Below are 21,403 nucleotides of genomic sequence, written 5' to 3' on the forward strand. Positions count from 1 at the left end.
AAGCGCATGGAAAAAGAACTTAGATCCGAGCCCCGCGAACAGATCGCGCTGCCGCTGAGCGGTGCGAACGGTGTCGGGGGGGCAACCGTGAACATCAGCGCCACGGGTTTGTTCTTCGAGATTTGCAGCGAAGAGCAGCTCGGCAGCGAGGTAGACGTCACGGTGGAACTCGACGTCGGGGGCCGCGCGTTCGCGCTGAAGTGTCATGGCCAGGTCGTTCGTGTTGAACGGCATGCGAATCGAATCGGGCTGGCAATAAAAATGCAGGACTCGCAACTCGAATCGGCGTCGTAAGACGTCAAAGAACGCAGGAACAACCGGGGCTCGTTTTCGAGCCCATCAAGGGAGGAAATAAAAATGGCTACCAGCTCCGTGTCTTACACGAACACCCCTCAGGCCACCGACGACGTCTACGGATTCCAGGAAGACAGCCTCGACCCGACCGGTTCGATCTTTCTGGATGTCATGTCGAACGACCTCGGCGGAAAAGCCAAGACGCTGTATTCCGTCGAAGACAGTGACAGTGCACTGAAAGACCTGCTCAGCACCGATGTCGGCAAGTCCATGGTCAGCGCTTGGGAAACCACCGCGGACGGCAATCAGATCCGCATCAACTGCGGCAAGATCGAATTCAAGTTCGCCGACGACTTCAACGTCAATTCCGTTGCCGCAGACGAAACCTATTCCGACTCCTTCGTCTACGCGATTCGGCTCGCCAACGGCACCCTCAGCTACGCGACCGTGACGGTGAACATCGCGGGGGCCAACGACGGGCCCGCGCTCACGGGCACGCAGGCGACACTCATCGACGGCTCCGAAGACACGGCCTACACCGTCAGTGCCGCCGACCTGCTCGCCGGCTTCAGCGACGTCGACGGCGACACGCTCGCCGTCTCGGGCCTCACTGCCGATTACGGCACTGTCAGCGCCAACGCCGACGGCAGCTTCACGATCACCCCGGCGGCCGACTACAACGGCACGCTGAAGCTTACCTACGAGGTCGTCGACGGCAACGGTGGCAGCGTCGCTGCCACGCAGAGCTTCACGCTCGCGGCGGTCAACGATGCGCCCACCGGCACGGCCACCGCCGCACTTGCCAGCGGCACCGAGGACACTGCCTACACCGTCAGCGCTGCCCAACTGCTCGAAGGCTTCAGCGACGTCGATGTCGCCAGTAACGGCCAGGTGCTGAGCGTCTCGGGCCTCTCCGCGAGCGACGGCAGCGTCACCGACAACGGCGACGGCACCTACACCGTCACGCCGAGCGCCAACTTCAACGGCACGATGACGCTGAGCTACAGCGTCATCGACGGCGAGGGCGGTAGCGCCGACGCCACTCAAAGCTATACCGTGGCCGCGGTCAACGATGCGCCCACCGGCACGGCCACCGCCGCACTTGCCGGTGGCACCGAGGACACTGCCTACACCGTCAGCGCCGCCCAGCTGCTCGAAGGCTTCAGCGACGTCGATGTCGCCAGTAACGGCCAGGTGCTGAGCGTCTCGGGCCTCTCCGCCAGCGACGGCAGCGTCACCGACAACGGCGACGGCACCTACACCGTCACGCCGAGCGCCAACTTCAACGGCACGATGACGCTGAGCTACAGCGTCATCGACGGCGAGGGCGGCAGCGCCGACGCCACCCAAAGCTATACCGTGGCCGCGGTCAACGACGCGCCCACCGGCAGCGCGACTGCCGTACTCGACGCCGGCACCGAGGACACCGCCTACACCGTCAGCGCCGCTCAGCTGCTCCAGGGCTTCAGCGACGCCGATGTCGCCAGCAACGGCCAGGTGCTGAGCGTCTCGGGCCTCTCCGCCAGCGACGGCAGCGTCACCGACAACGGCGACGGCACCTACACCGTCACGCCGAGCGCCAACTTCAACGGCACGATGACGTTGAACTACAGGGTCATCGACGGCGAGGGCGGCAGCGCCGACGCCACCCAAAGCTATACCGTGGCCGCGGTCAACGACGCGCCCACCGGCAGCGCGACTGCCGTGCTCGACGCCGGCACCGAGGACACTGCCTACACCGTCTCCGCCGCTCAGCTGCTTCAGGGCTTCAGCGACGTCGATGGAGACACGCTTGCCGTGTCCGGCCTCACCGCCGACCATGGCGCCGTCGCCGCCAACTCCGACGGTAGCTTCACGATCACCCCCGCCGCCGACTACAACGGCCTGCTGAAACTGAGCTACATCGTCGTCGATGGCCACGGCGGCAGCATCGCCGCCGCCCAGAGCACCACGCTTGCTGCGGTAGATGATGGCGTCGCTGCAACCGATCTCAAGCTCGTTGTCGAATCGGCGCCTACCGGTAACAGCCTACCGGGAGCCAGCAGCCCTATCGGACACTTCGCCTACACAGATCCTGATGGTGGCTCCGCCGCTCACACATTCACACTGAGCGGCGTCAATGCCAGCGCTTTCACCCTGTCCTCAAGCGGCTCCCTTAGCGCTGGCGCTAGCGGTCTTGCAGCCTCGACAACCTATACCTTCGGGGTCACGGTCGCCCAAGCCGGGCAGCAGGACTATTCCGAGGACTTCACGATCATTACCGGCAGCAATGGCGGGGAAACGCTGGTGGCGACGGCTGGGGACGCTGCTTACTATGCCGGCGGGAACAGCGACACAATTCTAGCGGGCGCCGGCGATGACATCGTATTCGGCCAAAATAGCAACGACTCCATCCATGGAGGTGAAGGCAATGACGTGCTTTATGGGAACCTCGGAAACGACTTCTTCGTCTTCGACACGGCCCTGAATGCATCGACCAACGTTGATGCCCTCAAGGATTTCACTCACGCCATCGACAAGATCCAGCTCGACGACACCGTTTTCAGCGGCGGACAAGGGTTCGGCGCCAACGTTCTGTACGACGCATCAACCGGCACGCTGTCATATGATGCCAACGGAGGTAGTCATACCGACGCAGTGCAATTCGCGACCGTCGCGATCGGGACCACTATCGACCAGAACGATTTCCAGTTCATCTGAAATCTGCTTCTGAAGCACGAAGCAAAACAAAAGCCCAGCGGTGACGCTGGGCTTTTTTCTTCCCCCTGCAGCCCGATTAGCGAAAGCCTCAGCTCACCCCCAGATGCTTGTGCAACACTTCCGGCTGCGCCCGCAACTCCTCACTCGTCGCCTCGCACGCAACCTTGCCCTTCACCAAAATCACATTCCGATCCGAAATCGACGTCACCGCCGCATGATTCTTATCGATGACGATCGTCGCAATACCGGTCGCCCGGATCTGTCTGACGATGTACCAAATCTCCTTCGCGATCAGCGGCGCCAAGCCCTCGGTCGCCTCGTCGAGAATCAGCAGATCCGGGTTCGTCATCAGTGCGCGCCCGATCGTGAGCATCTGCTGCTCGCCACCGGATAGCTGGCCGCCTCCATTCGTCAGCCGCTCGCCCAGCCGCGGGAAGGTGTCGAGCACGCGCTCGTAGGTCCAGTCGCGCCGACCATCGACGCCGGGCTTCGCCGCCATGATCAGGTTCTCGCGCACCGACAGGTTCGGGAAGATGCCGCGCCCCTCCGGCACGTAGGCGATGCCCTTGCGCGCGACGAGGTAGGGTGCGGCGCCGGTCATCGTCTTGCCGCGCACGACGACGCGGCCGTGCCTGGGGCGGACGTGACCGAGCAGGCTGCGGATCAGCGTGGTCTTGCCCATGCCGTTGCGGCCCATCAGGCCGAGCGTCTCGCCGCGGCGCACGGAGAAGTCGATGCCGTGCAGGATGTGGCTGCTGCCGTAGAAGGTATGCAGCCCTTCGGCTTCCAGAAGCACTTCACTCATCATCGCCCTCCCCCGCGCCCAAATAGGCTTCCTGCACCGCGATGCTTTCGCGGATCTGCTCCGGCGGACCGCTTTCGAGTACCTGTCCGGTCACCATCACGGTGATCACGTCGGCAACCGCGAACACCGCATCCATGTCGTGCTCGACGAGCAGGATCGCGTGATCCGGCGCAAGCTTCTTCAGCAGCGCGACCATCGCCTGCGATTCCTCCGGGCCCATGCCGGCGAGCGGTTCGTCCAGCAGCAACACTGAGGGCGCGGTCGCGAGCACCATCGCGATCTCGAGCTGACGCTGCTCGCCGTGGCTCAGCGTGCCGGCGACGACGTCGCGCCGTTCGGCGAGCCCCGCTTGCTGCAGCGCCCGGTCCGCCGTGTCGCGCAGGTCCACGTACGACACGGCCTTCGACAGGATTCGCAGTGCCCGTGGCGCACGCGACTGCGCGGCGAGGCGGCAGTTCTCGAACACGGTGAAGCCCGGGAAGATGTTGGTCCGCTGGTAGCTGCGGCCGATGCCGGCACGCGAGCGCTTGTCGGGACTCCAGCCGGAAATATCCTGGCCACGGTACTCGATCTGCCCTTCGGAAGGCGGCAGGTCGCCGGAAAGCAGGTTGATGAGCGTCGACTTGCCGGCCCCGTTCGGACCAAGCACGGCATGTAGCTTGCCGCGATGCAGATCGAGCGAGACGTCCTTGTTGGCGAAGAGTCCGCCGAAACGGCGCGACAGGCCGCGTGCCGATAGTACGAGATCCGCCGATTCAGCCATTCTGGTTCCCTCCGCCGATCAACAGACCCTTCAGGCGGCGCGGCAAGCTGGACAACCCGCCGGGCAGCGCCATCACCACCGTGACGATCACCGCGCCCATCAGGAATTGCCAGTGCTTGGTCACCGCCGAGAACACTTCCTGCAGCACGACGAAGGCAAACGCACCGATCGCCGCGCCATTGAGCGTCCCGAGGCCCCCGAGGATCACCATCAGCAAGACGTTGCCGGACTGGTGCCAGGACATGATCTCAGGCGTCACGAAGCCGAACTGGCAGGCCGACAGGAATCCGGCCAGCCCCGCCAGCCCGCCCGCGGTGACGAAGCCCGCGAGCTTGTAGAGGAACACCGGAAAACCCAGCGACAACATGCGGTGCTCGTTGCTCTTGATGCCCGCCAGCGCATGCCCCAGCGGCGAGCGCAGCAGCACGCGCAGGAACACGTAGCAGACGACGAGCGCCGCGAGCACGACGTAGTAGAAGTGCATCGGCGAACCGAGATCGAGCAGCAGCGTCTCGCCGATCCGCAGTTCCGGCTTCACGTTGAGGAACACCCCGTCCGAGCCGCCGCCGAGCGGCGAATCGTGGAAGACGAAGTAGATCATCTGCGCGAAGGCGAGCGTCACCATGATGAAGTAGATGCCCTTCGTCCTCAGTACGAAGAGCCCCACGACGAAGGCGACCGCGGCGCCGGTGAGCACCGCAGCAGGCAGCACCAGCCACAGGCTCGCCGGATCGTACTTCGGCGACAGCAGCACGACGCTGTAGGCGGCAACACCGAAGAAGGCGGCGTGCCCGAAGCTCACGAGCCCAGTGAAGCCGACGAGCAGGTCCAGGCTCATCGCGAAGATCGTCATGATCATGATCTTCGCAAGCAACTCGTTGTAGTAGCTCGAGCCGAACACCGGGAACAGCGCCAGCACGAGCAGAATCAGCGGAAGGTAGTTCCGCGCTTTCTTTGCAGCAGCAGGTGTAATGCGGGGCATCGTCAGATCCTCCGGAAGATGCCTTCGGGCCGCCATAGCAGCACCGCAGCCATCAGCACATAGACGGAAAGGCCCGCGTAGTCGGGCACGATCACCTTGCCGAAAGTGTCCGCGAGTCCGATCAGGATGGCGGCGACGAGCGCGCCCCACACCGATCCGACGCCGCCGATCACGACGACGACGAAGCAGATGATCAGCACCTGGTTGCCCATCCCCGGATAGACCGAGGACACCGGCGCCGCGAGCATTCCTGCGAAAGCCGCGAGCGTGACGCCGAGGCCGAACACGATGCGATAGATCAGATCGATGTTGATGCCTAGCGCCTGCACCATCTCGCGGTTGGAACTCCCCGCGCGGATCATCATGCCGAGCCGCGTGAAGCGGATCAGCCAGTACATCAGCAGCGCCAGCGCGATGCACACGCCGGAGATGAAGAGCCGATACACGGGATAGCTCAGCGTGTCGTTGAGCGGGATCGACGCCGACAGCAGCTCGGGGATGCCGACGCCGTGCACCTCGTCGCCGACGATCATGCTGCGGACTTCCTCGAACATCAGGATCAGGCCGTAGGTCAGCAGCACCTGGTCGAGATGGTCACGCTTGTAGAGCCTGCTGAAGAGCGCCCATTCGAGCAGGAAGCCGATCAGCGCGCTCAACGCCACGCCGAGTACGACGGCGATCAAGAGGTTATCGGTGAGCGCGGTCAGCGAGAACGCCATGTAGGCGCCCATCATGTAGAAGCTACCGTGCGCGAGGTTGATGATGCCCATGATGCCGAAGATCAGCGTCAGTCCGCTTGCGACGAGAAACAACAGCAAGCCGTACTGCAGCGCGTTCAGCAGCTGGATCAGGAATGTTTCCATGGCGATGTCCTTGGAGCGCAGGCGCGCCCCGGTGCGAGTGCAGCCGCGGACGACGCGCGCGAACGCACGCGCCGCTACCGCGCCGTGTAGGGTGCCGACGGGGCCGGACCCGCGTGAACGCGCCCACCCCCTGTGTAATGGACGCGGCGAACGCGCCCCGCCGTTTCCCTGACCCTTACATTCGGCAGCCGCGCGCCGGATCTGCGAGTGCCTTCGCAGCGACAGTCACCACTTTGTTCTGCTTCGCCTCGACCTTTCTCAGGTAGATGTCCTGCACCGGGTTGTGGGCCTTCGACAAGGTGAAACGCCCGCGCGGGCTGTCGATCGTCGCCGATTCCATGGCCTTGACGAGTTCGCCGCGCTTGCCCACATCGCCCCCTACCGCCGCCAGACCCGCCGCGAACAGCTGCGCTGCGTCATAGCCTTGCACCGCGTACACGTCGGGCTGGCTCTTGAAGGCCATCGCATACGCGGTGCGGAAGGCCTTGTCCTTCGCGATATCCAGCCCGTCCGCGTAATGCAGCGTCGTCATGATGCCGTCGGCCGACTCCCCTTGAGCCTCGAGCGTGCCGTCGGTGAGGAAGCCCGAGCCGTACAGCGGAATGCTCTTCTTCAATCCCGCCGCGTCATAGTCCTTCACGAACTTGACCGCCCCGCCGCCTGCGAAGAACACGAACACGGCATCGGGCTTCAGCGCGGCGATTTCGGTGAGATAAGGCTGGAACTCGACGTTCGGGAAGGGCAAATACATCTCCTTCACGACCTTGCCCCCTGCCTTCTCGAAGGCCTCCTTGAAGCCCGCGACCGACTGTTCGCCGAAGGCGTACTTCCAGCTCAAGGTGACGACGTTCTTGTGCTTGCGATCCGCCATCACCTGCCCCATCGCGTAGGCGGGCTGCCACGCGGAGAAAGACGTGCGAAAGATGTTCGGCGCACAGAGCGGTCCCGTGATCTCATCTGCGCCGGCGTTCGGCACGATCAGCAAGGTATTGTTTTCACGGGCGACGCGCGTCATGGCGAGCGCGACGCCGGAGTGGACGGTGCCGATCAGGAGGTCGACATTGTCGCGCTTGACGAGCTTGTTCGCGTTTTCCGGCGCCTTGGCCGGATCGGACTCGTCGTCCACGGTGAAATACTCGATCTCCCGTCCGCCCAGCTTGCCCCCCGCCTGATCGACGGCAAGCTTGAAGCCGTTGGTGATGGCGGTCCCCAACGAGGCATAAGTCCCCGTGTAAGGCAGCATCAGCCCGACGCGGATCTTCTTCGCGGACTGCGCGAAGAGCGGCGCCGAAGGCAGGGCAAGACCTCCAACAAGGCCCGCGCTGGACAGCAGGAAATCACGGCGATTGAAACCTTGCTTCATCTTCACTCCTCCAGTGAACGGCCGCTTGTGCGGCTCTGGTTCTGGTTGTGCTACGGGTTCTACGCCATCGACAAGGACCTCAGTTTGAATCGCTGGATCTTGCCGGTCGCCGTCTTCGGCAACTCGTCGACGAATTCGAGCCAGCGCGGGTACTTGTACGGCGCGAGCTTCGATTTCACATGCAGCTTCAATTCCGCCGCGAGGCTTTCCGACGGCCCCTGGCCCGGCTTGAGCACGACGAAAGCGAGCGGCTTGATCAGTCCGTCGTCATCGGCCTTGCCCACCACCGCGGCCTCGAGCACGGCCGGATGAGTAATCAACGCCGACTCGACCTCGATCGGTGAGACATAGATGCCGCCGACCTTGAGCATGTCGTCGTTGCGGCCGGCATAAACGTAGTTGCCCTCCGCGTCCTGCGTATACTTGTCGCCGCTGCGCGTCCACTGTCCGACGAAGGTCTCGCGACTCTTCGGACGGTTGTTCCAGTACAGGGCTGCGCTCGTCGGCCCGCGCACCTGCAGCTCGCCCGGCTCGCCCGGCGCAACTTCCTCGCCGTCGTCACCGATCAGGCGCAGTTCGTAGCCCGGCACCGGCTTGCCACTCGTGCCGTAATGCACCTCGCCAGCGCGGTTAGACAGGAAGATATGCAGCATCTCGGTTGATCCGAGCCCGTCGAGGATCTCAACGCCGAAATGCTCGGTCCAGCGCTTACCCACCTCTGCCGGCAAGGCCTCGCCTGCCGAGGCACAGCGACGGATGGAGAGCTCCTCGCGCGCTGGCAGCTCCGGACTCGCCAGCATCGAAGCGTATAGCGTCGGCACACCGCAGTAGATGGTCGGCTGATGCTCGCGCAGCACGCGGAAGACCGCCTGCGGCGTCGGACGCTCGGCCATCAGCACCGCGGTCGCACCGACCGAGAACGGAAAGGTCAAACCGTTGCCCAGTCCATACGCGAAGAAGAGCTTTGCCGCGGAGAACACCACATCGTCCTCGCGTACGCCGAGAATCGGCTGCGCGTAGAGTTCAGCCGTGGTGATCAGGCTCGAATGCAGATGCACGGTCCCTTTCGGTGCGCCGGTCGAGCCCGAGGAGTACAGCCAGAAGCACGGATCGTCCGCACAGGTCGGCGCAGGCTCGAAAGGCGGACGCGGCGACGCGACGAGCTCGGCGAAGTCGAGGTGGCCGCCGCGGGTCCCCGCGTCACCGCCCGACACGACGACATTCTTGACGAATGGGCTCCCCTCGATGCCAGCCGCGAACGCGGGCAACAACGCCGACGATATGATCAGCGCCCGCGCGCGACTGTCGCGCAGCATGTACGCATAGTCGGACGCCGTGAGCAGCGTATTGACGGGAATCGGCACAACGCCGGCCTTGATGCAGCCGAGGAATGCGGTCGGGAAATCGACCGTATCGAGCAGGCACAGCAGCACCCGCTCCTCCATCCGGATGCCGAGTTCGCCAAGCGCATGAGCGAAGCGATCGACGCGTTCCGCAAGCTGCGCATAGGTGTAGCTGCCCGACTGGTCGATCACCGCCGTCTTGCCACCCCGCCCCGCGCGCAGGTTGCGCTCCATCAGGTCATACGCCGCGTTGTATTCGCGCGGGATGGTGATTCGCGGAGGACTGACACTTTGATCCGCTACGCTGAGTTCTGCCATTTTCTCCTCCCTCTACCTATGGTTCTATCTGGCGCGGCGCTGCGGAAATATCAGTGGATCGTCATCCCGCCATCGGCCGCCAGTACCTGCCCCGTGACGTAGCTCGACGCGTCCGACGCGAAGAACACGAACACCGGCGTGATCTCCTCGGGCTCCGCCCAGCGTCCGAGCGGAATGCGGTCGAGGTATTTCTCCTTGAAGCGATCATCGGTGCGGATCGTCTCGGTCATCGGCGTCGCCGCCCCTGGCGCGATCGCGTTCGCCGTGATGTTGTAGCGCGCGAGCTCCTTGGCGGTGCTCTTCGTCATCCCGAGGATGCCGGCCTTGGCCGCGCTGTAATTGATCTGCCCGATCGTGCCCAGCACGCCGGCAGTGGAAGTCACATAGATGATGCGGCCGTACTGGCGCTCGATCATCCCGCCGACCACGGCCTGCACGCAGTTGAATGCGCCGGTCAGATGGACCGCGAGCACCTGTTGCCATTGGTCGGACGTCATCTTGTTGAGCATCGCCGTGCGCGTGATGCCGGCGTTATTGACGAGGATGTCGATGCGTCCCCATTCGGCATTGACCTTCGCGGCCATCGCGTCGACCTGAGCGCGATCCGCGACGTTGCACGCCACACCGATCGCCTGCCCGCCGGCCTCGACGATCTGCCCGGCCACGCGGTCCGCGGTCGCCTGGTCCAGATCGATCACCGCAACCTTCGCTCCCTCGCGCGCGTAGGCCTTCGCAACCGCTGCGCCGATGCCCTGCCCTGCCCCGGTTACGACTGCAACCTTGTCCTTCAACTGCATGTCAGTCCCCTTCTGCTGCATGGCGGCCATTGCGCCGCCGCTGAACTGCAAATTGCCCCCTCTTCAGAAAAGGCCGGGGTGGGAGGAAAACGGCCAACGCCGCATCCGCCACCCCGGGAAGGGAGAGACTTTATGAAACTGAATGCACCGCGGCGTCAGGCCTTCGGCTTGCCCAGCACTTGCTCGGCGAAGTTCTCGTCGAACATCGCGCCTTCAGCGATCAGCTGGCGATACTTGATGAAGTCGATGACGTCCTTGCCCGTCTGCTTCTTGCTGTCGAACGCCGTGAAGCCCAGGTAAGCCTCGTGGTTCATGTTCGCGGCCAGCCAGTGACGGTTGGCGACCTTGAGCTGGTCCCAGAAGAACTTCTTCTTGCCGCGGATGCCTTCGATCGTCTTGACGAGGCAGTGCGGGAACAGGTTGGTGAATTTCCACACCAGCGCATTGACCGCTTCGTCGAGCTTCGAGAAGTCGGTCGTGCATTGGGCGATGAGCTCCTTCGCGGCCTTGACCTGCTCCGGGGAGACCGGCTCGCCATACACCAGCTCGCCGTCATCGACGTAGGCATCGGTGCGCACCAGCGGGTTGCGGACCCACTGGCCGTCCTTCTTCAGCACCGGGACGACCTTCGTGACCAGGTTCTTCGCCTTCATCTTGTACGCGCTCCACGGCTCGCACGAGATGCAGTTGTACATCGCGTCTTCCATGTTCAGCATCCACGGCAGGAAGTCCGTCGAGCCGCCATCCGGCGCGCTGCCGTGCTTCGGGCCGGCCTGGCCGAACACCGCCATGTCCGACGTGATCGTCAGGTCCGTCGCCATGCCGATTTCCTGGCCGCCGCCGACGCGCATGCCATTCACGCGGCAGATCACCGGCTTCTTGCAGCCCAGGATGCCATCGACCATGGCATTGAACAGGTCCATGTACTCGCCGTACTCGTTCGGGCGCTTCGAGTAGTACGCGGCGTATTCTGAAGTGTTGCCGCCGGTGCAGAAGGCCTTGTCGCCGACTGCGGTGAAGACCGCCGCGACGACCGAGCGGTCCGACGACGCCCGCTGGAAGCCGGCGATCACGGCCTTCACCATCTCGGTGGTGTAGGAGTTGTACTGCGTCGGGTTGTTCAGGGTGATCCATGCCGAGTACAGACCGGGAACCTGATTCCCCTGCGGGTCGGTCACCGGGCGCTTCTCGAAGATCACCGAAGGCGCTTCGGTTCCGAAATGCTCTTCTCCGAGCAGGGCGTGATCCTTGATGCCGTTATCGCGGCGCAGCCAGTCGAGTGCCATGAGATGTCTCCTGTATCTTCTAATGAGAGGTGCTTAATCAGAAATCCGGCGTCAGGATGACGCGGCGCTTGAGTTTTCCGTGGTGCGCCTCGTCGAACACCTGTTCGATCTGGCTCATCGGGCGCGTTTCGACGAAAGGCCCGAGCTTGATGCGGCCATCCAGGCACATGTCGCGCACGGCCGCATAGCGGTCCGGCGGGCAGCCCCAGGTGCCGATGATCTCGGCATCGAAGGCCATCAGCTTCGACAGCATGTAGCTCGTCTCAGCCGTGCCGTAGCCGACGATCACGAGCTTGCCGGTGAAGGACAACAGCGACAGCGCCAGCTCCTGGCCGGGCTTGCTCCCCGTAACCTCGAAGATCTTCCAGCCGTAGTTCGACGGCAGGCCGCGCTCCTTGCAGAAGCCCTTGAAGAGCTCCTTGACGTCCTTCGCGCTCTTGTCCTTCGGGTTGATGACGAAGTCAGCCCCGAAGTCCTGCATCATCACGAGCTTTTCCTCGTTGATGTCGATGCCGATCACCGCCTTCGCGCCCATGCCCTTCGCGGTCTGCACCATGAAGCTGCCGACCCCGCCCGCGGCGCCGATGACGATCACCAGATCGTCCTTCTTCAGGTCGGCACGCACCGCGGCCTGGTAAGGCGTCGTCACCGCATCGGCGACCACCGCGAGGTGCTCCAGCGGCGTGCTGCCGCGATTCTCGACCACGCACAGATACTTCGACTGCGCGACGATGTGGCTCGAGTAGCCGCCGTAGATGCCCATCGAATTGCCCGGCATCTTCTGCGAAAGACAGCGGTTGCCGCGGCCGGTCTTGCACAGCTCGCACTCCCCGCAGGGGATGACGGCCGGCACGATCACTTCCTTACCGATCATCGACGCTTCGCCGCCGATCACGACCCCGGAGATCTCATGTCCCAGCGACAGCGGGGGCTTCTGAACCGTCGGCACGCCCATGTAGAAATACGACAGGTCGGTATGGCAGACGCCGCAGCCGGCGATCTTCACCACGACGTCGCCCGGTTGCAGCTCGGGCATCGGAACGCGGGTCTTCTGCAACTTGCCCGGCTCGGTCATTTGCCAGGTATCGATGAATTCAGGAATCACGCTTCGTCTCCCACTGTTCTATTAATTCGCACAACAACAAGGTCATTTTCCGCACGATTCACGAGAAGCCGCGCGGCAGCTCCCGTCGAGGCGTGTTTCGTGCCGAGGCGTCCGCTTGCGCCAACGAGGCGCGGAACACGCCTCGGCGGGAGCGGGCCACCGCCACGGGCCTCAAATCAACTGTTCCGCCAAACCGGCTTCCGCTTCTCCAGAAAGGCAGCCAGCCCCTCCTTCGCGTCATCGGTATTCATCAGTTCCTTCAGGTAGATGTTCTCCGCGGTATCGAGCGCAGCCCCAAACGGCTTGTCCGCCACCGCACGAATCGTCTTCCGAGTACTCGCCAGCGCCGCACGGCTCAGCCCCAGGAACGGAGCAACAAACCCCTGCACATCTGCCGCAAAGGTCTCCTTCGCAAACACCCGATTCACCAACCCGATCGCCTTCGCCTCGTCCGCACCGATGTTCTCGCCACCGAGCAGCAGCTCCAGCGCACGAGCCGGCGGCACCAGCCGCGGCAACAACACCGCCGCGATCGGCGGAAACACCGCCAACTTAATCTCCGGCTGACCGAACTTCGCATTCGCCGCCGCAACGAGCATGTCGCACGCGATTGCCACTTCCATCCCGCCCCCCAACGCCACGCCATTCACCGCGGCCAGCGTCGGAATCTGCAGCTGCTGCATGCGCCGGAAGATCCCGTGGAACACCTCGATCATCCGATCGACCTTGTCCGGCGTGTGATCCGCCACCTCGACCCCAGCCGAAAAGGCCTTCTCACCCGCGCCGGTGATCATCAGCAGCTTCACGCTGTTGTCCGCAAGACACTGATCCAGCGCGACGTTCATCTCCTCCATCGTCGGGATGTCGAGGACGTTGAACGGCGGGCGGTTGATCGTCAGCGTCGCCAGGCCGTCGGCCACGCCGTAAGTGATGAACTGGAATTGCGCACTACTCATCTCGTATCTCCCCTCGTTCTCGTTCGCTCAGCGCGTTTTCGGCTACTTCAGCTTTCGTTCTTCATCTGCAACCGGTACGGACACACCGCGTCGCAGTCCGCACAGCACACTTCGCCGTCGCAGCGGATATGCCACAGGTCCGCGCCGCAGTTCGTGCACCGGCACTTCGCCTCGGGTTTCACGGCCGGGCGGATCTCCTCGGCCGACCAGAAATCGATCACCTGTCCCATGTCAGCCTCCGATCAGAACAAGTCGTCGAGTTCGTCCGACCCGCCGCCCGGCATCTTCCCGAACTGCTGCAGGTAGGCCTGGATCATCTGACTCTCACGCGAGGTGAAGAGAGCCGCTTCCTCGAACACGAAGTTCGTCGCGTCACCGCCGCGTTCGAGCTGCTCCATCAACCCGGCGCGCAGGTTCTCCACACCCTTGATCATCAGCACGTTCTTGTCCCCGTCGAGGAGCTGGAACACACCCGACTCGGTCGGCACCGCCGCGATCGTCGCCTCGTCGAACTTCAGCGAGGACTCTGGCGGCAGCACCGCTTCGGCGATCTTCGGCGCGAGGTTGCACTTGAAGCAGCGTGCCGCCTCCGCCCGTGCCGTCGCGTCATCGAAGCCCAGCTCAACCTCGTCCCAGCCCGTGCGCTGCTCGGGCGCCAGCATGATCGGGTGGAACTTGCGAATCTTATTGAAGCCTTCCTTGCGGCCGATGTAGGGGCTGGTCTCCCAGCCGTCACGCAACAGCACTTCAGAGATGTCGCCGTCGCCACCGAGCACGATATCCATCGCCGAAGCCGCCACACGTCCCTGAGCGACCGACTCGATCAGCGTCGAAGGTCCGAGCACACAGTCGCCGCCCGCATAGACCTTGGGCCGGCTCGTCAGCATCGAATCCTCGCGCACCGTGATGCGCCCCTTTCGATCCGTTTCGACCCCGAAGCCTTCGAAACGGCTCGGGAACTGGCCGATCGCGGCAATCACCAGATCCACGCCCTCGACGACTTCCTCGCCCGTCTCGACCGGCTTGCGGCGACCCGAAGCATCCGCCTCGCCCAACGCCATCTTCGCGTAGGTGATCTGCAGCCGATAACCATTGGTGCCCGGCTCGATCTTCTTTGGCGCGAGCAGGTAGCGGATATTCACGCCCTCCTCCACACAGCCTTCGAATTCCTCCAGGCGTGCCGGCATCTCCTCGCGAGTGCGGCGATACACCATGTCGACCTCGGCCCCGAAACGGCGCGAACTGCGCGCGTTGTCGGTTGCGACGTTGCCGCCGCCGATCACCGCGACCTTCTTGCCGGTCTGGATGCCCTCGGGCGCATTCACGAGGCCCATCGTCACAGCCTTTAAGTAGGTCGGACTGTCGACCACGCCCGGCAGGTCGTCACCAGGGATGCCAAGCCTGTCGCCACCCTGAGCGCCGATACCGACAAACACCGCACCGTAGCCGTCACTGAAGAGCGTATCGACGCTTTCCACTTTGGCGCCGTAGCGGAACTCGACGCCGAGAGCGGACACTTCCGCGACCTCGTTGTCGATCACTTCCGCCGGTACGCGGTAGGACGGAATACCGTAGCGCGCCATGCCACCCGCGGCCGGCTGCGCGTCGAAGATGGTCACCCCGTGGCCCTGCTTCGCGAGGTAGTACGCCACCGTCAGACCTGCGGGACCCGCGCCGATCACCGCCGCCTTCTTGCCGGTCGCGGGCAGCTTCTTCGCATGCTCGCGCCACAGGCCGGTGTCGTTATCCGCGGCGATGCGCTTCAGATTGCGGATCGACAGCGGATCATCGAGATCCTTGCGGCGGCAGGCCGATTCGCACATCGCGAAACAGGCGCGACCGAGGATGCCGGGGAACGGCAGCTTCTCGCGCACCACCGCGATCGCCTCACCATACTTGCCTTCGGCGGCGAGCTGCACGTAGCGCGGCACGTCGATGCCCGCCGGACATGCGTTCTTGCATGGCACCATCGACTCCTCGCGCTTGGCGGGGTCGAGCGTGCGGTCCATCAGCGCGCCAGTCGGACATACGGTCACACAGGCCTGACAGAAGGTACAGCCCGATTCGATGAGCGTCGGCGCAATCGTACCGACATATGTCCGCTTGCCCTGCGGCGTCTCGACTTCCTTCACCTCCAGACAGCCCACGCCACGCACGTCATTACAGGCGACGAGACAGCGGCGGCAGTCGATGCAGAGGTTGTAGTCGCGATCGAAGAAGGGCTCGTTCTTGATGATCGGGAGCTGAACGGGCTTGTACGGCGGCGTCGTGTTCGGGATGCCGATGTAATCGGAGATCTTGCGCAGCTCACAGGACGAGAAGATCGTGCAGCAGCGCGTCTCCTGCGGGTTGCCGTAGGAACACTGCGAGCGCGAACAGCCGTCGCGCTGCGGACAGGTCAGACAGACATGCGGATGCGGGCCGAGGACCTTTGCGAGGTTGGCCTGGCGCACTTCCTGGATCGCGGCGGATTTCGTCGTCACCGTCATGCCAGCCGTGACGGGGGTCGAACAGGCCTTCACGGCCCCGTCGATGCCATCGATCTCGACCATGCACAGGTTGCAGCCGCCATCTCCCGCGCCGCGCTGGCCGGCAGGAGGAAGGTCAGGGTGCGCGCACAGCGCCGGAATATAAAGGCCCGCGGCCGTCGCGGCGTTGAGTACCGAAGCTCCCGCGGGTGCTTCGACCTCGACCCCGTCGATCGTCAGCGTCACCGGCGCCCCGAACTCGGCCAATCCGGCCGGTTTCGCGGCCTTCCACCACCTGATTTCCGATGTCTGTACGGCTTCCATGTCTCTCTCGTCCCTTTCTTATGCTCTCTGCCCGAAACCCACGGGGCTGCGCCTCAAGCGGCCTGCGCAAGCTGCCCGTAGCCCGGGTAATAGCTTCCCCGGCAAGCTCCGGCGCGCACCGCCGCGATGAAACTCGCCATGTCCGTCACCGGCTGAGAAAACCAGGTCGCACACCGCCCGACCGCAGCCGTCTTGTGGCAATCGCTGCCGCCCAGCGCGGGCAATCGCATGTGCTGCGCGGCAGAGATCGCAAGTTCGTTATCGCTGTCAATATTCCCGCCGTTGTGTGTTTCCACCGCGGCGATCCCGCTGAGGTCCAGCAAGCCGTGCAGCAGGCTCGCCACGCCGACCTCGCGGAACGGATGGGCCGGCACGCAGATTCCGCCAATACTGTTGATGTGCTCGATGACGTCATTCATCGGGAGGTAGTTGTCGCGCCCCCAGATGTTCCAGCCGTCGTCCTCGACGCCATACGCCAGCATGTGTCCCCGGTCGGTCGCGATCTCCACCCCCCGCAGCACCAGCAGCCCCTCATCGCGCCCTACCTGCTCCACGGGGAACGAGGCTTCATAGGAGTAATGCTCGGTGATGCACACCCCGTCGAGCCCCAGCGCCTTCGCGCGACGGACGAGGTCCACCGGCTCCAGCCAGTTGTCGTAGGAGTGCTTGGTATGGCAATGGCAATCGATCCACATGGGACGGACTCCGCGCGCCGGTTGATCAGGCAACCGTGAATTCGAGATTGATGCGCTTGGACGGCGAGAAGCGCTGGCGGGAGAAGAATTTCTCCAGCGCGAAGTCGTCCCAGTTCACCAGCGTGTACACCTTTTTCACGCCCGCGGCCTTCATGTTCATCATGAACTGGTCGAGCAGTTCGCTCGCGATGCCACGGTTCTGAAAGCGCGGATCGACCCCGATCGTGTCGATCGTCGCGGTCGATTCGGGAATGCCGAACTCGCCGAAATACACGTCGCCCATCACGAAGCCGGCCACCTTGCCGTCGATCTCACAGACGAGCGACGAATTGATGTTGTGCTTCGGGTTCAGGATCCCTTCCAGCTTGCGCTCGTAGTAGTCGCGACGGTCCTGCTTCGAACCCGCGGCATCGATCTCGACGATCGCGTTCAGGTCATTCTTGTTCAGCACCCGCATTACGCGCTTCTGATCCGCCATTTGTCATTCTCCTGTGATGTCTTCTGTCCGGCGCAGCACCCGACGCGCGCACCGGATGCCATTCGATTCAGAACAACTCGTCGTCCTTCTGCACGACGGCCGCACGCCGCGTATAGACCGTGCCGATCACCTTCCCCATCTCCTGGTCGGCGTCGAGGCAACTCGTACAGCCGTCGCCCTCGGTCTTGTAGCTCTCGACGTGCACCTCGAAACCCATGCCGCGATACGCCTCGGCGATTTCCGACAGGCGCGGCTCACCGATCGTCGTCAGACGCTTCCAGCCATCGCGGAGCAGCCGATCCTCGACGTCCTCTTCGCGTGAAGTTGCGCCCGCGAGCTTGATCGGAATCATCTTCTTCGCACCCATCGCCGAATCCTTCGTCGTTGCGTATTGCATGGCGGGTCTCCTACCAGGAATGCTTGATCGCGCCCGGAGTACAGGCGCTCGTACAGGGCAGGCTCGTGTAACCGGCCGCCGGCTTGCACCCGGCACAGTCGTATGCGAGCGCACGTGTGCATTCCTTCTTCACCCACGCCACCTCGTCGTCGTAGTCGTCGGTGATGATTTCGAACATGTTCTTCGGACACGCCGTCAGACAGGCGCGCTCCGCAGCACAGTCAATGCACTTGTCCGTGTCGATGCTGATGTAGTACTCGCCGGAACCATCCTTGTAGCCGTAGTTCGCGATCATCTCGGTGCTCCTTGGTTTGCGTCCGGAGCCGGGAAGCAGCGCTCATCGCCACTCCCGGCAACCGGTTCCGGATCAGGCCGCCTTCGCGCCCTGCTTCTGCATCAGCGTGTAGCCGAAGAGCGCGGCGCCCAGCGCGCCGGCGATCTGGCTGTCGATCTTGGTATCGACGGCCTTAATGCCGAGCAGACGCTCGATCCGCTTCACGACGCCGGGGTTCTTCGCGATACCGCCGGTGATGAAGAAACCCTCTTCCACACCGATCCGCTCCAGCAGGCTCACGACGCGCTCGGCCATCGCCTGGCAATACGCCGCGATCACCTTGTTCTTCGTGTAGCCGGCCTTCAGCAGGCCCAGCGCCTCGGACTTCGCGAACACCACGCAGATCGACGACACCGCTTCCGGCTCGACATCGACGTCGAAGGAGCGCGGGCCTAGTTCGGCGATCGGGATCTGCATCAGGTCGGAGATGACTTCCATGCCGCGCCCGGTACCGGCCGCGCACTTGTCGTTCATCAGGAAGTTCGTGACCTTGCCCTTCTCGTCGCAGTGGATGGCCTTGCAATCCTGGCCGCCCATGTCGAGGATGGTGCGCACCTTCGAGCCGCCCATGTAGTTCGCGCCGCGAGCGTGGCATGCGATCTCGGTAATCGCCTTGTGGGCGAAGGGCACGTTCACCCGGCCGTAACCGGTGCCGACGACATAGTGAATGTCCTCGAGCTTCATGCCGATCTTGTCCATGATGCCCTGCAGCGCATTCTTGGCCGAATCCGGCGAGTTGTTGCCGGTGCGCATGCTGTTGTAGCCGTACAGCTCGCCATCACAGACCAGTACCGCCTGCGACGACACCGAGCCGACGTCGATGCCGCAGGTGATGATCTTCGCGTCCTTCCAGTTCTTGGTCTCGTCGAACCAGGTGTTTTCCTGCCAGCGCCAGAATTCCTTCTTCTCGGGGGTGGCGGTAGCGGCAGCAACTTCTGCATTCATTTGATCGCTCCTTTATCCGTATTGGTCGCTTGTCGGCTCAGTGCACACGCTCGGCGGCGATCAGCGCGCAACCCAGCGCGCTGACGTACTCCGGCAGTTCGGGCAGCAGCACCTCATCGACGTCCATCGCGTTCTTCAGCGACGCGACGAAGCCCGGGTTGTGACCCATGCCGCCGATCAGCACCACGTTGCCCTCGATGCCGACGCGCCGCACCATCGCGCACACCCGGCTCGCCACCGCGTCCAACACCGCCTTCGCGATGTCTTCCTTCGGCGTCGCGGAGTGGATCAGCGACACCACTTCGGATTCCGCGAACACAGTACATTGCGCGTTCATCGGGATGCTCTTGTCCGACTTCAGGCTCGCCTCGCCGAACTCCTTCAGCGACAGCTGCAGCGCGCGGCTCATCGCCTCAGCGAAGGAACCCGCCCCTGCAGCGCATTTCTCGTTGCCGGCGAAGTCGATCGCCTTGCCCGCAGCATCGGTCTTGATGCCGCGGCCTTCCTCGGCACCCACGTCGACCACCGTGCGAGCCTGCGGATACATGAACACCGCGCCCTTCGCACCGGCCGTCATTTCGGTCACGCCCTCGGTCGCGAAAGCGACCTGCGTGCGTCCGGCGCCAGTCGCGAACACCGCCTTGACCTGATCACGCGTCACGCCGGCTGCCGTGAGCGTCTCATCGAAGGCCTTGTCGGCCGCCTGATCGGCATCCAGATCCCCCGGCATCATCAGATGCGTCTTCCTCACCGAGTACTGCTTGCCCGGCACGCCTTCCACAGTCACCTCTTCCAGCAGCACCACCTTCACGCTGCGGGAGCCCATATCGATTCCAGCGGTAAACATTTTTCGTCTCCTCCTGATCAAGCTGCCTGACGGCGCAGACCCAGCTGCTCCATGAACGCGTCGACCCGTGCCTGTGTGCGGACCTCGTCGAATTCGCGCTCGTCGCCCATGTTTCCTTCGTACGTCATCACGGGCACGCCGGCCTTGGCGATGCCCAGGCGGTTTTCCATGATCCCCAGCGACAGCCCTTCGCAACCGCGGTTCAAGTGCAGCATCACGCCATCGACGCCCCACTCTTTGACGATGCGCAGCATCATCTCGGTCTTCAGGCGCGGGTCGTAGAAGTGCTGCCACTGCGGCTTCGACAGATTCCAATCGGCATACAGGCGGACTGCGGTATCGCGGTCGTTGATCTCGATACCCTTGTCCCACGGCAGCGTGCGGCCGCCCCACGAACCGTCCGGCTTGTCTTCCCAGATGCCTTCCAGCGCAAAGGTGTAGAGCGAACCGATCGACACCGCACCGTAGGTCTCGAGATAACGGAAGATCTTCAGGAAGGACCAGGGCGGCTGCGTGTCGGACATCATGCGAACCGTCTCATTGGGCACGGCGGCGATGCCGCGCGCCACACGATCCTTCACTTCCTCGTACAGCTCGTCCATGAAGTCCGCGCACCATTGCGACGACTTCTGCAGCGTGCAGAGCACGTACAGCGAATACATCGTCTTCTCGTCCAGCGGCGCCGGCTTGGCCTTGTTCAGCGCGCAGATGTCCGCCCAACGCGAGGTCGAACGCATCTCGTTCTTCACCGCCTTGATGAACAGCTCGTCGTCGAACTTGCGGCCACTCGCCTTCTCGACGAACTCGATACCGTCGTGCAGCTGATTCGCCACGTAGTCGAGGCGTGCATCCGTCATGTCCTTGTACGGGCCGACGCCGACGTCCAGATAGAACTGCGGAACCTGCTCTTCCTTGGCGACGTGCTGATACCACTTCGAGTGCGAGCAGCAGATCTGCGTCTGGAAGATGAAGTCGGGCTTCGGAAACTCGCCGCCGAACAGGTACTTGTTCAGATGCATGCCGCCCCAGTAGATCCGCATGTAGGAGCACAGGTCGCGGGCGAAGCCGTAGGCTTCCGCGGCGTCCATGCATTCCTTGGCGAACTTGCGGTCATGCGACACAGCAGCCGCGTACGGCTCGCCGGTCAGTGAATACACGTCGTCACCCAAGCCGGCGGGGATCGCGTCCAGCGCCCAGGCGGAGCCGGACCAGCGGATGCCGCCCTTCTCTTTCGCACGGGCGTAGTTCATGTAGTACTGCTCGCGAAGCTCCTTCGCCTTCTTCCAGAGCTTCAGCTGCTCGGTCGGATACAGATTTGCCATGGCGTTTATCCCTCTTTC

At 63.5% G+C, this 21,403-nt stretch carries 21 protein-coding genes; 2 read left to right on the forward strand and 19 right to left on the reverse strand.

Features of this window, described 5'->3' with window-relative positions:
• Together VJ673_RS20405 and VJ673_RS20410 are read left to right on the forward strand one after the other, a co-directional pair.
• Positions 1-294, forward strand: a 294-nt coding sequence (locus tag VJ673_RS20405) for a PilZ domain-containing protein (RefSeq protein ID WP_324128004.1), incomplete at its 5' end; no start/stop codon positions are given.
• A gap of 63 nt (positions 295-357) precedes the next feature.
• Positions 358-2,994 carry a cadherin-like domain-containing protein gene (locus VJ673_RS20410; protein ID WP_324128005.1) on the forward strand — a complete coding sequence of 879 codons (2,637 nt, stop codon included), beginning with the start codon at positions 358-360 and terminating at the stop codon, positions 2,992-2,994.
• Between the two features lie 88 nt (positions 2,995-3,082).
• On the opposite strand, the gene VJ673_RS20415 is transcribed toward VJ673_RS20410, so the two are convergent.
• From VJ673_RS20415 to bzdO, 19 genes are all read right to left on the reverse strand, one after another.
• Positions 3,083-3,799: an ABC transporter ATP-binding protein gene (locus tag VJ673_RS20415; protein ID WP_324128006.1), complete on the reverse strand. Its 717-nt coding sequence runs from the start codon at positions 3,797-3,799 to the stop codon at positions 3,083-3,085.
• Positions 3,792-4,562 (reverse strand): ABC transporter ATP-binding protein, encoded by a 771-nt coding sequence (locus VJ673_RS20420; RefSeq protein ID WP_324128007.1) that lies wholly within the window; start codon positions 4,560-4,562, stop codon positions 3,792-3,794. Before VJ673_RS20420 ends, VJ673_RS20415 begins: the two co-directional genes overlap by 8 nt.
• Positions 4,555-5,544, reverse strand: a complete 990-nt coding sequence (locus VJ673_RS20425) for a branched-chain amino acid ABC transporter permease (protein ID WP_324128008.1) — start codon at positions 5,542-5,544, stop codon at positions 4,555-4,557. Before VJ673_RS20425 ends, VJ673_RS20420 begins: the two co-directional genes overlap by 8 nt.
• A gap of 2 nt (positions 5,545-5,546) precedes the next feature.
• On the reverse strand, positions 5,547-6,407 hold the full coding sequence (locus VJ673_RS20430) for a branched-chain amino acid ABC transporter permease (protein ID WP_414635677.1): 861 nt from the start codon (positions 6,405-6,407) through the stop codon (positions 5,547-5,549).
• Between the two features lie 175 nt (positions 6,408-6,582).
• Complete coding sequence (locus VJ673_RS20435) at positions 6,583-7,770, reverse strand: ABC transporter substrate-binding protein (protein WP_324128009.1); 1,188 nt, start codon at positions 7,768-7,770, stop codon at positions 6,583-6,585.
• A gap of 59 nt (positions 7,771-7,829) precedes the next feature.
• On the reverse strand, positions 7,830-9,431 hold the full coding sequence (locus tag VJ673_RS20440; RefSeq protein WP_324128010.1) for a benzoate-CoA ligase family protein: 1,602 nt from the start codon (positions 9,429-9,431) through the stop codon (positions 7,830-7,832).
• Between the two features lie 50 nt (positions 9,432-9,481).
• A complete protein-coding gene (locus VJ673_RS20445) occupies positions 9,482-10,258 on the reverse strand; it encodes an SDR family NAD(P)-dependent oxidoreductase (protein WP_324128011.1) in 777 nt (258 codons plus the stop codon).
• 125 nt (positions 10,259-10,383) lie between these two features.
• On the reverse strand, positions 10,384-11,514 hold the full coding sequence (gene oah, locus VJ673_RS20450; protein ID WP_324128012.1) for a 6-oxocyclohex-1-ene-1-carbonyl-CoA hydratase: 1,131 nt from the start codon (positions 11,512-11,514) through the stop codon (positions 10,384-10,386).
• Positions 11,515-11,551: 37 nt separating this feature from the next.
• Positions 11,552-12,619 carry a 6-hydroxycyclohex-1-ene-1-carbonyl-CoA dehydrogenase gene (gene had / locus VJ673_RS20455; protein ID WP_324128013.1) on the reverse strand — a complete coding sequence of 356 codons (1,068 nt, stop codon included), beginning with the start codon at positions 12,617-12,619 and terminating at the stop codon, positions 11,552-11,554.
• Between the two features lie 176 nt (positions 12,620-12,795).
• Positions 12,796-13,575: an enoyl-CoA hydratase/isomerase family protein gene (locus VJ673_RS20460; RefSeq protein WP_324128014.1), complete on the reverse strand. Its 780-nt coding sequence runs from the start codon at positions 13,573-13,575 to the stop codon at positions 12,796-12,798.
• Between the two features lie 47 nt (positions 13,576-13,622).
• Positions 13,623-13,805, reverse strand: a complete 183-nt coding sequence (locus VJ673_RS20465; RefSeq protein ID WP_324128015.1) for a hypothetical protein — start codon at positions 13,803-13,805, stop codon at positions 13,623-13,625.
• A 12-nt stretch (positions 13,806-13,817) separates the two neighbouring features.
• The gene (locus VJ673_RS20470; protein ID WP_324128016.1) at positions 13,818-16,367 is read right to left on the reverse strand and encodes an FAD-dependent oxidoreductase; all 2,550 of its coding nucleotides are present in this window, start codon (positions 16,365-16,367) and stop codon (positions 13,818-13,820) included.
• Between the two features lie 53 nt (positions 16,368-16,420).
• Complete coding sequence (locus tag VJ673_RS20475) at positions 16,421-17,062, reverse strand: PHP domain-containing protein (protein ID WP_324128017.1); 642 nt, start codon at positions 17,060-17,062, stop codon at positions 16,421-16,423.
• Positions 17,063-17,087: 25 nt separating this feature from the next.
• A complete protein-coding gene (locus VJ673_RS20480) occupies positions 17,088-17,540 on the reverse strand; it encodes a GNAT family N-acetyltransferase (RefSeq protein ID WP_324128018.1) in 453 nt (150 codons plus the stop codon).
• 67 nt (positions 17,541-17,607) lie between these two features.
• Positions 17,608-17,937, reverse strand: coding sequence for a hypothetical protein (locus VJ673_RS20485; protein WP_324128019.1), 330 nt, complete (start codon positions 17,935-17,937; stop codon positions 17,608-17,610).
• A 10-nt stretch (positions 17,938-17,947) separates the two neighbouring features.
• Entirely contained in the window at positions 17,948-18,232 is a 285-nt protein-coding gene (locus VJ673_RS20490) for a ferredoxin (RefSeq protein WP_324128020.1), read from the reverse strand.
• Between the two features lie 72 nt (positions 18,233-18,304).
• On the reverse strand, positions 18,305-19,216 hold the full coding sequence (gene bzdQ, locus VJ673_RS20495) for a benzoyl-CoA reductase, bzd-type, subunit Q (protein WP_324128021.1): 912 nt from the start codon (positions 19,214-19,216) through the stop codon (positions 18,305-18,307).
• A gap of 37 nt (positions 19,217-19,253) precedes the next feature.
• Positions 19,254-20,063, reverse strand: a complete 810-nt coding sequence (locus VJ673_RS20500) for an acyl-CoA dehydratase activase (protein ID WP_324128022.1) — start codon at positions 20,061-20,063, stop codon at positions 19,254-19,256.
• Between the two features lie 17 nt (positions 20,064-20,080).
• The gene (bzdO, locus tag VJ673_RS20505; RefSeq protein WP_324128023.1) at positions 20,081-21,385 is read right to left on the reverse strand and encodes a benzoyl-CoA reductase, bzd-type, subunit O; all 1,305 of its coding nucleotides are present in this window, start codon (positions 21,383-21,385) and stop codon (positions 20,081-20,083) included.
• Between the last annotated feature and the right edge of the window lie 18 nt (positions 21,386-21,403).

Origin of the sequence: Aromatoleum sp. (assembly GCF_035254505.1) — a bacterium.
Lineage (GTDB): Bacteria > Pseudomonadota > Gammaproteobacteria > Burkholderiales > Rhodocyclaceae > Aromatoleum.

Bases quoted from the DNA above. Each gene is read 5' to 3' on its own strand.
- oah (WP_324128012.1), bottom strand. From the start codon at position 11,514: ATGGCACTCGACTGGCTGCGCCGCGATAACGGCATCAAGGATCACGCC.
- bzdO (WP_324128023.1), bottom strand. From the start codon at position 21,385: ATGGCAAATCTGTATCCGACCGAGCAGCTGAAGCTCTGGAAGAAGGCG.
- VJ673_RS20415 (WP_324128006.1), bottom strand. From the start codon at position 3,799: ATGAGTGAAGTGCTTCTGGAAGCCGAAGGGCTGCATACCTTCTACGGC.
- VJ673_RS20410 (WP_324128005.1), top strand. From the start codon at position 358: ATGGCTACCAGCTCCGTGTCTTACACGAACACCCCTCAGGCCACCGAC.
- VJ673_RS20500 (WP_324128022.1), bottom strand. From the start codon at position 20,063: ATGTTTACCGCTGGAATCGATATGGGCTCCCGCAGCGTGAAGGTGGTG.
- VJ673_RS20430 (WP_414635677.1), bottom strand. From the start codon at position 6,407: ATGGAAACATTCCTGATCCAGCTGCTGAACGCGCTGCAGTACGGCTTG.
- VJ673_RS20480 (WP_324128018.1), bottom strand. From the start codon at position 17,540: ATGGCGGATCAGAAGCGCGTAATGCGGGTGCTGAACAAGAATGACCTG.
- VJ673_RS20470 (WP_324128016.1), bottom strand. From the start codon at position 16,367: ATGGAAGCCGTACAGACATCGGAAATCAGGTGGTGGAAGGCCGCGAAA.
- VJ673_RS20420 (WP_324128007.1), bottom strand. From the start codon at position 4,562: ATGGCTGAATCGGCGGATCTCGTACTATCGGCACGCGGCCTGTCGCGC.
- VJ673_RS20425 (WP_324128008.1), bottom strand. From the start codon at position 5,544: ATGCCCCGCATTACACCTGCTGCTGCAAAGAAAGCGCGGAACTACCTT.
- VJ673_RS20460 (WP_324128014.1), bottom strand. From the start codon at position 13,575: ATGAGTAGTGCGCAATTCCAGTTCATCACTTACGGCGTGGCCGACGGC.
- VJ673_RS20485 (WP_324128019.1), bottom strand. From the start codon at position 17,937: ATGCAATACGCAACGACGAAGGATTCGGCGATGGGTGCGAAGAAGATG.
- VJ673_RS20490 (WP_324128020.1), bottom strand. From the start codon at position 18,232: ATGATCGCGAACTACGGCTACAAGGATGGTTCCGGCGAGTACTACATC.
- bzdQ (WP_324128021.1), bottom strand. From the start codon at position 19,216: ATGAATGCAGAAGTTGCTGCCGCTACCGCCACCCCCGAGAAGAAGGAA.
- VJ673_RS20445 (WP_324128011.1), bottom strand. From the start codon at position 10,258: ATGGCCGCCATGCAGCAGAAGGGGACTGACATGCAGTTGAAGGACAAG.
- VJ673_RS20435 (WP_324128009.1), bottom strand. From the start codon at position 7,770: ATGAAGCAAGGTTTCAATCGCCGTGATTTCCTGCTGTCCAGCGCGGGC.
- VJ673_RS20440 (WP_324128010.1), bottom strand. From the start codon at position 9,431: ATGGCAGAACTCAGCGTAGCGGATCAAAGTGTCAGTCCTCCGCGAATC.
- VJ673_RS20475 (WP_324128017.1), bottom strand. From the start codon at position 17,062: ATGTGGATCGATTGCCATTGCCATACCAAGCACTCCTACGACAACTGG.
- VJ673_RS20465 (WP_324128015.1), bottom strand. From the start codon at position 13,805: ATGGGACAGGTGATCGATTTCTGGTCGGCCGAGGAGATCCGCCCGGCC.